Source organism: Paracoccus sp. S4493, assembly GCF_000967735.1.
Classification (GTDB): domain Bacteria; phylum Pseudomonadota; class Alphaproteobacteria; order Rhodobacterales; family Rhodobacteraceae; genus Paracoccus; species Paracoccus marcusii.
Genome location: NZ_JXYF01000029.1, coordinates 28753 through 43556, shown reverse-complemented (window position 1 = coordinate 43556; position 14804 = coordinate 28753). Strand labels below are relative to the sequence as shown.

General features: G+C 67.9%; 15 protein-coding genes. 4 read left to right on the top strand and 11 right to left on the bottom strand.

Annotation, left to right across the window (positions count from 1 at the left end; genetic code table 11):
- Positions 1 to 85: 85 nt before the first annotated feature.
- From TW83_RS19250 to TW83_RS06240, 3 genes are all read left to right on the top strand, one after another.
- Positions 86 to 1144, top strand: a complete 1059-nt coding sequence (locus TW83_RS19250) for a phosphatase PAP2 family protein (protein WP_052714673.1) — start codon at positions 86 to 88, stop codon at positions 1142 to 1144.
- Positions 1135 to 2961, top strand: coding sequence for a hypothetical protein (locus TW83_RS06245; protein ID WP_157001375.1), 1827 nt, complete (start codon positions 1135 to 1137; stop codon positions 2959 to 2961). Before TW83_RS19250 ends, TW83_RS06245 begins: the two co-directional genes overlap by 10 nt.
- Before the next feature lie 78 nt (positions 2962 to 3039).
- The gene (locus tag TW83_RS06240) at positions 3040 to 3417 is read left to right on the top strand and encodes a hypothetical protein (RefSeq protein ID WP_045981913.1); all 378 of its coding nucleotides are present in this window, start codon (positions 3040 to 3042) and stop codon (positions 3415 to 3417) included.
- A gap of 118 nt (positions 3418 to 3535) precedes the next feature.
- Here the strand turns inward: TW83_RS06240 and TW83_RS06235 are convergent, their stop codons facing one another.
- From TW83_RS06235 to TW83_RS06205, 7 genes are all read right to left on the bottom strand, one after another.
- Positions 3536 to 4201 (bottom strand): PqiC family protein, encoded by a 666-nt coding sequence (locus TW83_RS06235; RefSeq protein WP_052714671.1) that lies wholly within the window; start codon positions 4199 to 4201, stop codon positions 3536 to 3538.
- Positions 4202 to 4203: 2 nt separating this feature from the next.
- On the bottom strand, positions 4204 to 6255 hold the full coding sequence (locus tag TW83_RS06230; protein WP_052714669.1) for an MlaD family protein: 2052 nt from the start codon (positions 6253 to 6255) through the stop codon (positions 4204 to 4206).
- A gap of 42 nt (positions 6256 to 6297) precedes the next feature.
- Positions 6298 to 6960, bottom strand: coding sequence for a paraquat-inducible protein A (locus TW83_RS06225; RefSeq protein ID WP_045981912.1), 663 nt, complete (start codon positions 6958 to 6960; stop codon positions 6298 to 6300).
- Entirely contained in the window at positions 6957 to 7652 is a 696-nt protein-coding gene (locus tag TW83_RS06220) for a paraquat-inducible protein A (RefSeq protein ID WP_045981911.1), read from the bottom strand. Before TW83_RS06220 ends, TW83_RS06225 begins: the two co-directional genes overlap by 4 nt.
- A gap of 78 nt (positions 7653 to 7730) precedes the next feature.
- Positions 7731 to 9455, bottom strand: a complete 1725-nt coding sequence (locus TW83_RS06215; protein WP_239441294.1) for a sensor histidine kinase — start codon at positions 9453 to 9455, stop codon at positions 7731 to 7733.
- 76 nt (positions 9456 to 9531) lie between these two features.
- Positions 9532 to 10098 carry an RNA polymerase sigma factor gene (locus TW83_RS06210; RefSeq protein ID WP_045981909.1) on the bottom strand — a complete coding sequence of 189 codons (567 nt, stop codon included), beginning with the start codon at positions 10096 to 10098 and terminating at the stop codon, positions 9532 to 9534.
- A gap of 55 nt (positions 10099 to 10153) precedes the next feature.
- Complete coding sequence (locus TW83_RS06205; protein WP_231558891.1) at positions 10154 to 10264, bottom strand: NepR family anti-sigma factor; 111 nt, start codon at positions 10262 to 10264, stop codon at positions 10154 to 10156.
- 131 nt (positions 10265 to 10395) lie between these two features.
- On the opposite strand from TW83_RS06205, the gene TW83_RS06200 reads away from it, so the two are divergent.
- The gene (locus tag TW83_RS06200) at positions 10396 to 11199 is read left to right on the top strand and encodes a response regulator (RefSeq protein WP_045981908.1); all 804 of its coding nucleotides are present in this window, start codon (positions 10396 to 10398) and stop codon (positions 11197 to 11199) included.
- Positions 11200 to 11235: 36 nt separating this feature from the next.
- Here TW83_RS06200 and TW83_RS06195 read toward each other — a convergent pair whose 3' ends face one another.
- The 4 genes from TW83_RS06195 to TW83_RS06180 are packed head-to-tail and all read right to left on the bottom strand — an operon-like array spanning position 11236 to position 14325.
- Positions 11236 to 12126 (bottom strand): YihY/virulence factor BrkB family protein, encoded by an 891-nt coding sequence (locus TW83_RS06195; RefSeq protein ID WP_232303326.1) that lies wholly within the window; start codon positions 12124 to 12126, stop codon positions 11236 to 11238.
- A 60-nt stretch (positions 12127 to 12186) separates the two neighbouring features.
- Positions 12187 to 12894 carry a DNA polymerase III subunit epsilon gene (gene dnaQ, locus TW83_RS06190; protein WP_045981907.1) on the bottom strand — a complete coding sequence of 236 codons (708 nt, stop codon included), beginning with the start codon at positions 12892 to 12894 and terminating at the stop codon, positions 12187 to 12189.
- Positions 12887 to 13474 carry a dephospho-CoA kinase gene (gene coaE / locus TW83_RS06185; RefSeq protein WP_045981906.1) on the bottom strand — a complete coding sequence of 196 codons (588 nt, stop codon included), beginning with the start codon at positions 13472 to 13474 and terminating at the stop codon, positions 12887 to 12889. Before coaE ends, dnaQ begins: the two co-directional genes overlap by 8 nt.
- Positions 13471 to 14325 (bottom strand): shikimate dehydrogenase, encoded by an 855-nt coding sequence (locus tag TW83_RS06180; RefSeq protein WP_045981968.1) that lies wholly within the window; start codon positions 14323 to 14325, stop codon positions 13471 to 13473. Before TW83_RS06180 ends, coaE begins: the two co-directional genes overlap by 4 nt.
- Positions 14326 to 14804 lie beyond the last annotated feature (479 nt).

The following is a 14804-nucleotide window of genomic DNA, read 5'->3' as shown; positions in this document are numbered from 1 at the left end:
AAGGGCGATTTGCAAAAGGTTATCCAATCACGGCTTCGTGTGATAGATTAATCGGGTCACCCGTTCCTGTTTTCCCTGGTGCATCATGTCCCTGTTCCACGCCAAACATGCCAAGCATGCCAAGTCCGACGACATGCCGGACGGCCAGGTGGCGCTTTTGTCCCTTGCCCTGATGCGCACGCGCGATGCGATCGCGGGGACCGAGGATCCGCAGGGCCGGGACGGTTCCCCCGCCATGCTGGCACCGGGTGCGCGGCTGGCGCGGCTGGACCCGGACCACCGCGCCGCAATCCTGTTGGCGGAACTGTCCGAGGACCTGCCCCTGTCGGCCGATGACGGGGTCGCCGGTGCATCATCCGCCAGCCTGCTGTGCCGCCAGGCGGACGGAACCTGCGCCTCGCTGGTGCGGATCGACCGGCCCGATCTGGTGCAGTTCCGCGAGGCTGCGGCGATGGTCGGGCATTACGCCGAACTGCGCCCCGACCGCGCCCCCGAGATCGAGGTCCAGACCCACGGCCTGATGCCGTTCTTTGCCGCGATCCGCCCCCTGGAGGCGTCGCGAAACCCCGCCACGCTGGAGATGCTGGCCCGTGCGATGGACCTGACCACCGCCGCGGTCATGCGTCTCAAGCTTGCGCTGGCATGCCCGCGCCCCACGCAATTCAGCGACCTGATCCAGCCGATGATCGCCTGTCCCAGCCATCCCACCCTGCCCAGCGGCCATGCGACCCAGGCCTTTTGCCTGGCCACGCTGCTGACGCGGCTGGACGACCCACAGGCGCCGCCGCGGGCCGACGACCCGCTGTTCCGACTGGCCTGTCGCATCGCGGTGAACCGGACGGTGGCCGGCGTGCATTTCCCCGCCGACAGCGCCGCGGGGGCGGTGCTGGGGATGCAGCTGGCGCATTACATGCTGGCCCGCGCCGATCCGGCCGCGACCGCCCACGGGGCGCAGTTCGACGGGCGGCTTTATCACGACGGCGGGGCCGTGCGCGATTTCCACTATGGCATCCTGGCCGAAATTCTGAACGACGCCGATCCCGCCACAAGGCTCAGGGGACCTGCACTGACCCCGCGCCCCGCACCGTTATGGGCCACGCTGGTCGCGCGCGCCCGGGACGAACGGGCGGACCAGTGGAGCTGACAGCCATATGGACCACCCCGGGTGCCGCCCCGGCGGGGCTGTCGCCCGCGCTGGTGGAGTGGTGCCGGCGACACCGAGTCCCCCCGCCCACATCCGCGCCCGACCTTCCCGCGCTGATGGCGCAGGCGTTCGGGCGGATGGATCGGTCCTGGTTCCTGCCATCCGCGGTCCTGCCCCCGGACGCGGTGAACCGTGACCCGGCCCCTGCGGGCGCCGGTCCGCTGATGGCTGCGGGCGCGCTGCCGGACCCGGACCGGGGCTGCATCATCGCCGTCATCGACGATGCCATTCCGTTCGCACATCAGCACCTGCGCCTGCCGGGGGCGCTGTCGCGGGTGGCGTCGCTGTGGGTCCAGGATGCCCGCGTCGATCCCAACGGTCCGGGCCGCGACCTGCCATGGGGAATCGAGCTGCGGGGCGCCAGGATCGGCGGCTGGCTGGCGGGACTGGAATCGGGCGCGATCGCGGCCGAGGATGCGGTCTATCGCAGGGCCGGGGTCGTGGCCATGGACCGCCGCACGACGCACAGCGCGGCCTTTGCCGCGGGTCACGGCGCGGCGGTGGCGCTGTTGGCCGCGGGCTTTGCACCGGACGATCCGCGTGCCCGCGATCATCCGGTGATCGGGGTGACGCTGGCCCCCGGGGTGATCGCGGACACCTCGGCCACGCTGGCCCAGGACCCGCTGCTGGCCGCCATCGTCTTCGTCATCACCCGCGCCCGGATGCTGTGCCGCCAGGTCGAGGCCGCGCATGGCCTGCCTGTGGACAGCGTGCGCCTGCCCGTGGTGCTGAACCTCAGCCTGGGGCTGACGGCGGGGCCGCGCGACGGCACGGGCCTTCCGGAACGCTTTCTGGATGCGCTGGCGACCCATGCGTCCACCGGACTGGGGCCGGTGCATGCGGTGCTGCCCACCGGCAATCATCGCATGGCGCGCTTGCGCGCGACCCTGCGTGCCCAAGGCAGGATCGGATGGCAACTGCCGCCCGACGACGCGACCCAGACCCCGCTGGAGATCTGGGGGCCGGTCCGTCCCACGCGACCGGACTGGCCCATGCGGATCGGGCTGACGCCGCCCGGCGGGACCGAGGCCCGGACCCGCTTTTGCGCCCCCGACCAGTCCAGCACGCTGCGCGACGGGCGGGGGCGCGACCTGGGGCGGGCGTTCTATCGGGTGATGCCGCATCCCGACGGCTGGCGCGAATGCATGACGCTGATCATGGCGCCGACCTGCCCCGCGGCCGCGGACGACAGCTGGGCGCCGCCCGGCCGGTGGGGGCTGGCGCTGGTGCGGGGGGACGGCGATCACGCGGTGTCGGTCCAGCGTGACGACGTCCTGCGTGGCTTCCCGCGAGAGGCGCGGCAAAGCTGGCTGTCCCAGCCAGCCTATGCCGACATGGACGCCCGGGGGTTTCCCGTCCTGCTGGACCCGCGGGCCACTGGCCCCGCGCGGGTACAGCGGGCGAACACGGTGAACGCCTATGCGACGGGGCGGCACAGCCTGCGGGTGGGCGCGGTGGACCGGAGCGGGCGGGGGCTGGCCTATGCGTCGTTGATCGGGGTGGCGCAGGGCGGTGATCTCTTGGCCTGCGTGGACCGGTCGCAGGCCCGGCCCGGCATGATCGTGCGCGGCCGCACCAGCGGCAGCTTTGCCGTCATGAGCGGCAGCTCGATGGCGGCCCCTCAGGCGACACGCTGGCTGGCCGGACACCTCGCCGACGGGGCGCGGCCCGACAGCCGCGTGGCGATCATCCGGCTGGCGCAGGGGGCGACAGACGTTCCCGTGCCGGTCCTGCCGACCGAATTGCGACGGGACTGATCCTTTCACGCCGGTTTCACGGCGGCATGCGAATCACGATGCACAGGACGAACGGATCGTCCGCACGGGGGACAGGCGATGAAGGACAAGGACACCGCGGAATTCCAGGACATGCTGGCCGCCCTGCGGATGCTGGGCGCGGACCCGGCGCCCGGCGCGTCGGTCGGGCGGGCGATGGCGCGGATGCAGACCACCGGCACCGCCGACCGGCCCAGCTGGGCCGCGCTGCAGCGGCTGGAGCGCGAGAACGAGCTGTTGATCGATCACGCGGAGATGCTGGCCTGCGCGCTTGGCGCCTGTCCAAACTGTTGGGGCACGCTTGAGGATTGCGAGGAATGCGGCGGCGTCGGGCGGCCCGGCGCCTTCAACCCGGACCGCACCTGCTTTGACCATTTCGTGCTGCCGGTCATCATCCGGGTGCTGGGCCACGGGCCCACCGAGACATCCGGCGCCTGATCCGCGCCGGAAGGGATACCTGCAGGGCCGTCTGTCGTGAGCGGTGTGGTGGTATTGGTGCCCGTCCTGCGGGTGGATCGGCGGAAGGCCGTCTGGGGCGGCCTTCCGCCGATCTTTTTCAGAACAGCGGCGGCAGGTCGAACGGATCGGACGCGGCCGGACGCGTGGTGGCGATGGTCGCCCCCGGCCCCGACAGCGTCGCGATCTGCTGTGCCAGGATCGAGATCGCCTGGCTGGCCGCGGCCGCCGTCGCGGCCGGCCCCTGCGCGGTCATCGGAACGCGGATGTCAAAGCTGCGCGCGTGGTTCGTGCCGCCCCCCGAAAGGCCGTCGTCGGACACGAAATACCGCCCCGACAGGCGATAGGTGGTGTCAGCCTGCGCCAGGGCGCGTTCGACGCGCACCTCCAGGATGCGGGCGGGGGGCTGGGCCAAGGGCCAGGGCTCGCTGATGACGGTGGCGCCGGACACGTCGCTGATCGCGCGGGCCAGCGTCGTGGTAAAGGACCGGGCCGGGTCGTCCGCCCACAGGTTGTCCGAATTGGACCGCACCGCACCGTCGCCGGTCTGGAACGCGACCTCTTGGTCGGCGGCGTATTCGGGCAGGGACACGTCCTTGAGTTCCGCGGTGCCAAGGCGGTTGGGCACCTGGACCCCGGCCACCGGGGGGTCGATCAGGAAACGCCCGGTCTTTTCCGGATTGGAACAGGCGCCCAGCAGGGACGCCCCGATCAGGGCGGCGATGGGCAGGGCGGGCAGGCGCAGGGCGCGGTGGGGCAGCATCATGTCTATCGTCCCAGAATGAAGGCGCGGGGGTTGCGTTCGATCAGCCGGGCGACCGAGCCGATGGAGGAGGTGGCACGCCGCAGCTCGCGCAGCGCCCCGATCAGTTCGTTGTTGAAGGCCGACCGGTCGCCATAGCTGGCAAACAGCGTGTCGGCCCGCGCCGCGGTGACCTGCAGGCGCTGTAGCAGGTCGGGCAGCTGCTGGACCGAGGCCGCGATCTGGTCGGCGGCCTGGCTGGCGCTGTCCAGCGCGTTGTTCAGGCTGCCCACGGCGTTGCCGTCGCGCAGGTCGTCCAGCAGGCCCGTGGCCGATTCCAGCACGTTGGACAGGTTGCGCGGCAGCTGTTCGGCATCCTCGCTGCCCAGCATGGCGCGCAGGTCGGCCAGGATTCCCTCGGCCTGCAGGCTGATCTCGGCAAAGCCGAACTCCTCGACCGAGGCTGCGGCGCTGTCGATCTGTTCGACCATCTCGGGGACGCCCACGGCGGCCTCGGACACGGCGGTGAAGGCGGCGGAGGCCTCGTCCAGCATCCGGGCCAGGGTCTGGCCGCTTTCGGCCTGCCGCAGGTCGCCCGTGATGGCGCTGATGTCGGCCAAGGCAACGCTGCCCCCCTCGATCGCCTCGCGCAGCGCACCGGGGATCGCGCGGGTATCCTGCGAGGTCGCCAGCGCGGTGATCCCGTCCAGCGTGTCGCGGGCCGAGGTCAGCAGCTCCTCGATGGGCAGGTTGCCGATGCGGTTGACCAGTCCCTGGGCGCTGGCGGTGAAATCGTCCAGATCGCCGGGCACCGAAGGGATCAGCGGGTTCGGACCCGTTTCCAGGTCGATCGTCGCCGGGGCCGCATCGGGCATGTCGACCAGCTCGACCATCAGGGTGGTGCCCAGGAATCCGGCGCTGGCCACGCGCGCGCGCAGGCCGTCGCCGACCTCCTCGGTCAGCAGGGCCAGCGCGTCATCGGCGGTCGATCCGTCCGGCAGGCCCATCCGCCGCGGAGAGATCACCATGCTGACCAGCTGGCGCGGCACAGTGTTGCCCTGCTCATCCTCGGTCAGGCTGACGGCCAGGTCGGTCACGCGACCGACGCGCAGGCCCTGGAACTGGACATCGGCGCCGGTGGACAGGCCCTCGACGCTGTCGTCGATCAGGATCCCCACGCGCAGCAGGCGGGTATCGTCATCCTCGAACCGGGCGGTGCGGGCCGTGCCCTCGTCCACCTGAACGGCGAATTCCTGTCCGGGTTCGATGGGCGCGCCGCCGCTGACGAAGGTCTCGAAGGCCACGCCGCCCTGCAGGAGCGACGACAGCGAATTGACGTTCAGCGCCACCCCCTGCGTCCCAAGCGAGACCGAGAAGCCGGACGTGTCCCAGAAGACGGTCGCGCTGGTCAGCCGCGCGTCATGGGGCGCCTCGACAAAGGCGTCCACGATGACGCGGTCGGTGCCGGAATCCACGCGGATGTTCTCCAGCCGACCAACTTGAACGCCACGGAACAGGACCGGGGCCCCTTCGGACAGGCCGTCGGCGGTCTCCATCGACAGGGTGACCCAGGTGCCGGGCTGATCGTTGCGGATCAGCGGCGGGCGGTCCAGTCCGGTGAAGCGTGCGGCCGGCTCGGACACCTCGGCGTCCCAGTAACCCTCGATGAAGGCGCCGCTGAGGACCGTGTCCAGACGGGTGACCCCCTGGGCGCTGACCTGCGGGCGGACGATCCAGAAGGACGCGTCGGCATCGATGAACTGCGCCACGTCGGTGTCCACGCGGACCGACACCACGACCCGCGACAGATCGTCGGTGAACTTGACCCCCTCGACCCCGCCCACGGTGATCTCGCGAAAGCGCAGGGTGGTCTCTCCGGGCGTGATGCCGGTGGCGTCCGCGAATTCGATCTCGATCACGCTGCCCCGGTCGCGGAACGCGTTCCAGGCGATGCCAAGCGTCACGATCAGCGCCACGATGGGCACGATCCAGATGACGTTGATACCGGCCTGGGCCGCGCGGGCGGCCGTCTTGCGCACCGGGCTGGCCGGCGTCAGGGGCGGGGGTGTGTCCGTCATGAGGTCGTGATCCTTGGGCGTTCGTACTGGAAATGCAGGTGGTCAGGGTTCGCGGCGGGTGCGCAAGGGCAGGCCGCGCCAGATCAATCGTGCGTCAAAGCTTTGCGCAGAAAGCATCGTGAAAGCAACCGACAGGGCAAAGGACACCGCGGCCGGTCCCGGCCGGATCGAGGCGACGAAGCCCAGCTGCACCAACGCCGACAGGATGGCCACGACAAAGACGTCGATCATCGACCAGCGACCGATAAATTCGACGACCTCATAGACCTTCAGCCGCGAATGGGCCTGGTCCACGCTGGCCGGGCGGCCCGCGACGACGGCCAGCCAGGCGATGGCCAGGAACTTGCCCACCGGCACGATGACCGAGGCCACGAAGACGATCAGCGCGATGTCGTAATTGCCGTAATGCATCAGCTCGACCACGCCGCCCAGGATCGTCGCCTCGGAGTTGCCGGCAAGGCCCGCGAAGGTCTGGGTGCTCATCATCGGGAAGACGTTGGCGGGGATATAGGCGATCAGCCCGGCCAGCCACCACGCCCAGACCTTCTGCAGGCCGCGCCGGTCGGGCGCGACCAGATGCGCGCCGCAGCGGTGACAGCGGGCCTGATCCTGGGGCCAGACCCGGCCGCAACGGTGGCACCCCGACAGACCGGCGCGATGCGCGGTCAGGACGGGGGCATCGGACTGTCCGGCAGGCGCGCTCATGCGTCGCCGGGGGCGGTCAGGGGGGCGGGGGTCTTGGCCTGATACTCGGTCTTCATACCGGTATCCTCGATCGCGTCCCAGATCGAGGTCTGGCACATGAAGGCGCGGCTGGCGAGGTTCACGAAGATCAGCGCGCAGAATGCCCAGAAGGCCGGGCCCAGATGGACGGTGGCAAGACCTGCGACCTTGATCAGCGCGACCGCGGTGCCGATGACAAAGATCTCGGCCATGGACCAGGGGCGCAGCAGCTCGGACCAGCGGAAGGCGATGGCCGCGTGGCGATGCGGAGGACGCCCCTGCGCCAGCGGGACCAGCGTATAGAGCAGCAGGAACGCCCGCAGGATCGGCAGGCCGATGATCATCGCCAGCACCGCCAAGACCAGCGGCAGCAGAACCCCGTCGGCAAAGGCCAAAGCCACGTCGAACAGCGAGCTGGCATTGCCGAAGCCCATCGCCGACACCTCGAGGAAGGGAAAGAACACCGCCCCCACCAGCAGCACCATCGAGGTGAAGGCCAGCGCGATCAGCTGCGCGAACGCGCCGTCGCGCGGCTTGGCCAGGACCGTGCCGCAACGGATGCAGCGCGCGGTCTCTCCGACGTCCAGATCCTCCTGGACATGCAGGGCGTCGCAGAGCGGGCAGGCGATCAGCCCTTCGCCGGTCGACAGATCATATGTTTGTTCCCGTTCCATGCGCCGAAGATAAGCCTGACGGCCTGCGGTGCAAGCATGGCGCGAGCGGGCCACGCAGAATTGCACGCAGGCGCGGCGCTAATGCCGCGATCCGGCCCGCGCCGCCGATGTCAGGACGACCTGTCGCGGGCTGTTACCGCCCGCGGAACCGGCCTGGCCAAGCCGGAAGGTCAGCGCCAGGCGATAGGCGCCGGGCTGGGAATCGGTGGTGACATCGCCTTCCAGCTGCATCGAGAACGCCTCGATCAGCTGGCTGCCCAAGCCGGTGCCGCCCGCGGCCTCGTCCGGGCCGGTGGAGTTCACCACCTCCAGAAGGCCCTGCCCCGGCGTGGGAGAGGTCAACGACACGCGCACCCACGGATCGCCGCCATCCGCCGGATTGCCCGCGTATTTTATGGCGTTGGTGAAGGCTTCGGTCGTCAGCAGGGTCAGCGGCACCGCCTGGTCGGGCAGCATCGTCAGCGGCTGGATGTCGGTCTGCACCTGCAGGTGACGGCCTGCGCTGGCCGATGCGGTGGTCAGCTGGGCGATGATGTCGGTGATCAACCGGTCGGCATAGACCTGATCCAGCTGTTCGGCTTGATACAGGTTTCGGTAGATCGTGGCCAACGCCGCCACCCGGTCCTGGACCGAGCGTAGCACGCGCTTGGCGTCCCGGTCGTCGATCAAGCGGCTTTGCATATTGATGATCGAGGCGATCAACTGAAGGTTGTTCTTGACCCGGTGATGGACCTCCTTGAGGAGGACGGTCTTTTCGGCGACGGCCTGCTCCATCGCCTCTTCGTCGCGGATCAGGATGCGGGCCATGTTGTGAAAGGTCTGGCTGACATCTGCGATCTCGGTCGGCGCATCGGCCAGGACCGGGGGCGGGCTGTCACGATTGCCGATGGCGAAACGACGCATCTGTCCGCGCAGGACGGTGATGTGGCGCAGGACCAGCCGGAACACCGCGAAATAGGCGACCGCCAGCGACACGACCCACAGCGCCACCGGCAGCATGACCGCGCCAAAGCGCGACAGCTGGAACAGCCCGACGCCGGCGATGCTGGGGCTCCAGCTGCCAAGGGCATAGACCAGGCCGGGGACCACCGGCACGACGGTGAAGACGCGCATCTCTCCGCTATTGGCGCGGGTGCGGAAGGTCGCCTCGCCTTGTCCGGGCAGGCTGACCAGGGGCACGTCGCGGGGCAGCAGCTGGGCCGGGTCGTCGCCTTGGCTGGTATCCGCGATCAGCACGCGGCCGGAATTGTTGAAGGTCAGGATACGCGCGCCTTCGGTCCCGAAATCCATCGCGTGGGTCGAACGCAGCAGCTCCTGCGTCAGGGACAGGGCGGTCAGGCCCAGGAATTCGCGGTCGCGATACAGGGGCTGCAGCACGACCACGACGGGTTCCCGGCTGACCGGCCCCTGGGCCATGGCGGTCACGGCGGTCATCGGGTTCTGCATGAACTCGCGGACCATGTCGCTGTTCGACAGGTCCAGCTGCGGGTCGTCCGGCCCGGCGGAACTGCATTCGACGCGCCCGTCCACCGGCACGAAGGCCGCATGGCGATAGGTGCCGCTGCGCTGCACGAAATTGCGCAGCAGATCCGAACACATGCCGGGCTGGCCCGCGCTTTCCAGGATCGCGGGGCCCAGGGCGTCGGCGGCCCCCAATGCGCTTTGCAGCAGAGCCCGCTCTCCGGCGGCGGCCGATGCGGTCCGGCCCAGCAACGCGATTTCGGCGCTGCGTTCCGCCTCGCGCGACAGGTGCAGGTTCTGGACAAGGGAGATCAGGCCGATCGGAAGGATCGCGATGGACAACAGCGCCCCGAGCCGAAACCCGAGACGCCGCGTGAATTCCATCCGTTGGGTGATCCGCCTCAGCACACCGCCCGCCTCAGCGAGAACTGTAGTTGTTCTGCGCCATGACGGCCAGGGTCGCCTGGTCGGTCATGCTCAACTCCTCACCCTGTTCCAGGTGCAGCAGTTCAGCCAGCTTCCGGCGCCCGCGATTGGCGCGCGACTTGACCGTGCCGACGGCGACCTTGGTCATCTCGGCCGCTTCCTCGTAGGAAAAGCCCGATGCGCCGACCAGGATCAGTGCCTCGCGCTGTTCGTCGGGCAGCTTGTCGAAGGCCGCGCGGAAGTCGCGAAGGGCAAGGCGCCCGTCATGGTCGGGCCGCGTCGCCTGGCGGGCGGCATGGATGCCGTCGCTGTCGCTGACCTCACGCTTGGTCTTGCGGCGCGACGAATAGAACGTGTTGCGCAGGATGGTGAACAGCCAGGCGCGCAGGTTCGTTCCGGCCTGGAACTTGTCCATGTTCGTCCACGCCTTGACGATGGTGTCCTGCACCAGATCATCGGCCGACGCCCCCTCGCGGGTCAGCGACAGCGCAAAGGCCCGCAATGCGGGCAGGTGATCGACCAGCTGGTCGCGCGGATGAACCGAAGGGGAATTGGTCATGGAAATGAAACACCGGAAAGCTTGGGGATCGAGGAACGCCGGGCCGGGAAACGGATCATTCCTGTTCCTTCAACTTCTTCAGCAGTTCCAGAAACCGATCGGGGATCTGGTCAGTTGCATCCTGCTCATAGACGCGTTTCAGGTTCTCATCGATCTGTTTTTCCACAGCCGCTCTCCTGCGGTCGTCTCGCTTTGGTGTCATATTCGTGTCAGTCCCGACAAACTTGTGCGCACAGCATGCAACCGATAGGGGGTTCAGTTGGTTCCCTGCAATACGCGATTTAAGAGGACTGTGTAATGACTGTTGCCGATCTGGCCCAATCCATCGGGCGCGAGCTTCCGTTTCTGCGTCGCTACGCGCGCGCCCTGACCGGCAGCCAGCGCGCCGGCGACAATTATGCAGCCGCCACGCTGGAGGCGATCCTGACCGATCGCAGCGTTCTGGACGGCGAAGACGACCTGCGCATCGCGCTGTTCAAGACGTTCCACGTGATCTGGCAAAGCTCGGGCCAGCCGGTGGACGATGCCGAGATGTCCGAACGTGAACGCCGGGCCCAGGGCCATCTGCGCGGCCTGACGCCAAACTCGCGCGAGGCATTGCTGTTGCGCACGATCGAGGAGCTGCGCGCCGACCAAATCGCCCGCGTGATGCAGATCGAGGCCGCCGAGGCGGAGGAACTGGTTCAGATCGCCCTGAACGAGATGGGCCAGGCGCTGCGCGGCAAGGTCATGGTCATCGAGGATGAGATGATCATCGCGATGGACCTGAAGGGCATCGTTCAGGCAATGGGCCATGACGTCACCGGCGTCGCCCGCACCCACACCGCCGCGATCGAGCTGGCGGGCAAGCACCGTCCCGACCTGATCCTGGCCGACATCCAGCTGGCCGACGGATCGTCGGGCGTCGACGCCGTCAACGAGCTGTTGGGCAGCATGGGCGACATCCCGGTGATCTTCATCACCGCATTCCCGGAACGCCTGTTGACGGGCGACCGCCCGGAGCCGGCCTTCCTGATCTCCAAGCCCTACAGCGAGGAGCAGGTGCGTTCGGCGGTCAGCCAGGCGATGTTCTTTGCCTCGACCGAGGGCCTGAACGCCTGAGGACAAGGACAGGGGCGCCCCGACCGGGCGCCCTTTTCACTTTGCCTTCTCGGCCAGCAGTTCGTCAAAGCCGCGCCGTGCCTCGCGTGCCGCACGCATCCGACGACGCCGCGCCAGTTCGACATTGATCAGCGCACCCAGCAGCACCGAGAACCCCGCCAGATAGAACCACATCAACAGCGCCACCACGGTCCCGATCGAGCCGTAGATGCGGTTATAGCTGTTGAAGCTGCCCAGATAGGCGGAAAACGCGATCGACCCTGCCGACCATAGCACGGCCGCGAACAGCGCCCCCCAGGTGAAGATCGGGGTGCGCGGCGTCTTGACGTTGGGACCGTAGCGATACAGCACCCCGATGGTCACGATCACCAGCAGGAACATCCCCGCCCAAGGCAGCACCGTCAGCAGCGATGCCCGCACGGGCGCAAAGACCAGGAAGTTCAGCAGCACCGGCACCACGACGATCGTCGCCAGCCCTGCAAGGGAGATCCCGACAATCACTAACGTCAGCGCATAGGCCAGCACGAAGCCGAAGATCGTCGAATGCGCCCGCACCCCATAGGCGGCGTTCAAGCCGCGGATCAGGGCGTCCACCCCCGCCCGCGCCGCGACGGTGGCGATCATGAACGATACGAACGACGTCCACCCGACCGATGTCTGGCCATTTTGCGTCAGCGTGGTCACCTGGTCGTCGACGATGTCGGACGCGCCGTCCGGCAGGAATTCATGCGCGACGTCCAGATAGGTCAGGACGACCATCGGGTCGAACCACAGGCTCCACAGCGCGATGATCGCGGCCAGTCCGGGAAACACCGCGAACATCGCATAGAACGCGACGCCCGCCGCGATCAGCGTCATGTGGGTCTTGTCCATCCGTTCGAAGATGGCGCCCCAGAATGATCCCAGATCCCGCAGCCAGTCCAGCATCCCGCCCCGCATCCCTTTTCGTCAGCATGGTCCGCGAAACCGGCCCGCGCAAGACCGCCGTCAGGTCATGGCGAAGCGCGCCCAGACCGAATCCTCGCCCAGCTTGGCCACGAATTGGGCATGGGCCTGCGCCTCGTCCGGGGTCAGGCGGGGCGGCAGGGGGCGGGGACGCGCGGCGCGCGGGCGCATCTGGCCATCGGGGCTGCGGGCAGCGTCGTCCTGTGCACCGGGCTTGTCCAGGACCAGGTCAGGCTGGCGGCCACCGATCAGTTCCAGATAGACCTCGGCCAGCAGTTCGCTGTCCAGCAAGGCACCGTGCAGCTCGCGACCCGAATTGTCCACGCCGAAGCGGCGGCACAGCGCATCCAGCGTCGCGGGCGATCCCGGAAACTTCTCGCGGGCCAGCATCAGCGTGTCCAGCGCCCGCGACCATGGCAGCGGCTTGTGCCCCGCGCGTTTCAGTTCAGCGTTCAGGAATTTCATGTCGAAGCTGGCATTGTGGATCACCAGCTTGGCGTCGTCGGCGATGAAGTCCATGAAATCACTGACGATCGCCGCGAATTTCGGCTTGTCGCGCAGAAAGTCGTCGCCCAGGCCGTGGACGTCGAACGCCTCCTTGGGCATCGACCGTTCAGGGTTGATGTAGACGTGGAAGGTGCGCCCGGTGGGCAGGTGGTTCATCAGCTCCAGCGCGCCGATCTCGACGATGCGGTCGGCACCCTCGGCATCGAAGCCGGTGGTTTCGGTGTCCAGGACAATTTCACGCATGGGGGGCAACCTCGTTCACGATGCGGGCGACGGCGGCACGGGCGCCATCCAGGCTGTCGGTCGGAATGATCCAGTCGGCGCGCGCACGTTTGTCCGCGTCGGGCATCTGGCGTGCCAGGATCATGGCCAGCGTATCGCGCGTCATGCCCGGACGCGCAAGCACGCGGGCCGCCTGAGTGGCAGGATCGGTGGACACCACCGCGACCCCGTCCAGATCGGGGGGATGCGCGCTTTCGAACAGCAGGGGGATGTCCAGGACGACCAGGGGTGCGCCCACATGTCGCGCCAGGAAATCCTGCCTGTCCCGTGCGACCAGGGGGTGGACGATCCCCTCCAGCCGCGCCAGTGCGGCAGGGTCGGCGGCAAGCGCGGTCCTCAGCGCGCCCCGGTCGATTCCGCCCTGAGCCAAGGCCGCGGGAAAGGCGGCGGCGACCGGCGCCACGGCCAATCCGCCCGGGGCATACAGACGATGGACGGCCTGATCCGCGTCCCAGACCAGGTGACCAAGATCGCGGAACATCTGTGCCGTGGTGGATTTGCCCATGCCGATGCTGCCGGTCAGGCCAAGACGAAAGGTCATTCCAGCGCGACCCGCCGCGCTTCGTCATCGACATCGGGGCGCTGGCCGAACCAGCGTTCAAAGCCTGGGGCCGCCTGGTGCAGCAGCATTCCCAGACCATCGACCACGCGGCATCCGCGGGCCTGCGCCTCGGTCAGGAAGGGGGTCATCAGCGGGGTATAGACCAAGTCTGTGACCAAGGCACCGGGCGACAGCGCGTCCAGCGGCACCCGCAGCGGCTGTTTTCCATCCATCCCAAGCGAGGTGGCGTTGACGACGGTGGATGCGCCTTCCAGCATGTTGCCGACTTGGGCCCAATCATAGACGACCAGGCGCGCCCCGAACTCTGCCTTGATCTGTTCCGCCCGCAGCCGCGTCCGGTTGGCGATGCGCAACTCCTTGACGCCGCTGTCCAGCAGGGAGGCGACCACCGCCCGTGCCGCACCCCCCGCACCGATCACCGCGGCAGGGCCCAGATCGGGCTGCCAGTCGGGTTCGTTCTGCCGCAGGTTAGCGATGAAGCCATAGCCGTCAGTATTGTCGGCATGGATCTTGCCGTCGGGGCGAAAGATCAGCGTGTTGGCGGCACCGATCAGGGCCGCGCGGTCCGTGACCGTGTCGGCCAGCGTCAGGACCGCCTCCTTGTGGGGAATGGTGACATTGGCGCCGACGAAACCGGCACGCGGCAGGATGCGCAGAACTTCGGCCAGATGTTCGGGCATTACCGGGATCGGCACGTAATGGCCGGGCAGGCCATAGCGGGCCAACCAATGTCCGTGTAGGCGCGGAGAGCGCGAATGCGCGATGGGCATGCCGATCACGCCGGCCAGGGGCGCGTGGGTGATCTGGCTGGCGGGCAGGTCGTCTTGCATCGGCTTGATCATCACATGGCGTCTTTCGGTGCAGACTAGGCACACGGACGGCGTGACGAAAGCCCCTGTCGGCATCTGGCGGCATATCCGTGGCGGATCGGGCAGGCACGCTGTGGACAAATCTTCGGAGGAATCGGCGCCGGGGTTGGTGGCAACCCGCGTCAATCCGCTGCCTGTCCTGATTTGCCCTTGGAACAAAGCAGAAACAGTAAAGCGTTTTCCACAGGGGGACGAATCGGGCGTCCCGATCGGGCGGCCTGTGGAGGAATCAGCGGCCAGATCATTATCCGCAAAGTTATCCACATATGATCGCTTTGTTTACAAAAGGTTTTCAGGTCGGCTTGCCGCTTTCGCACATGCTTGTCCACAACGCCCGATTCTGAGGAAATCCCGGTGAACAGAGTCCAATTCCTGCTATCCACAGGCCCTACTTCAACAACATTCCTTTCTTTATCTTTCTTATTTAAGAGAAGACCGAA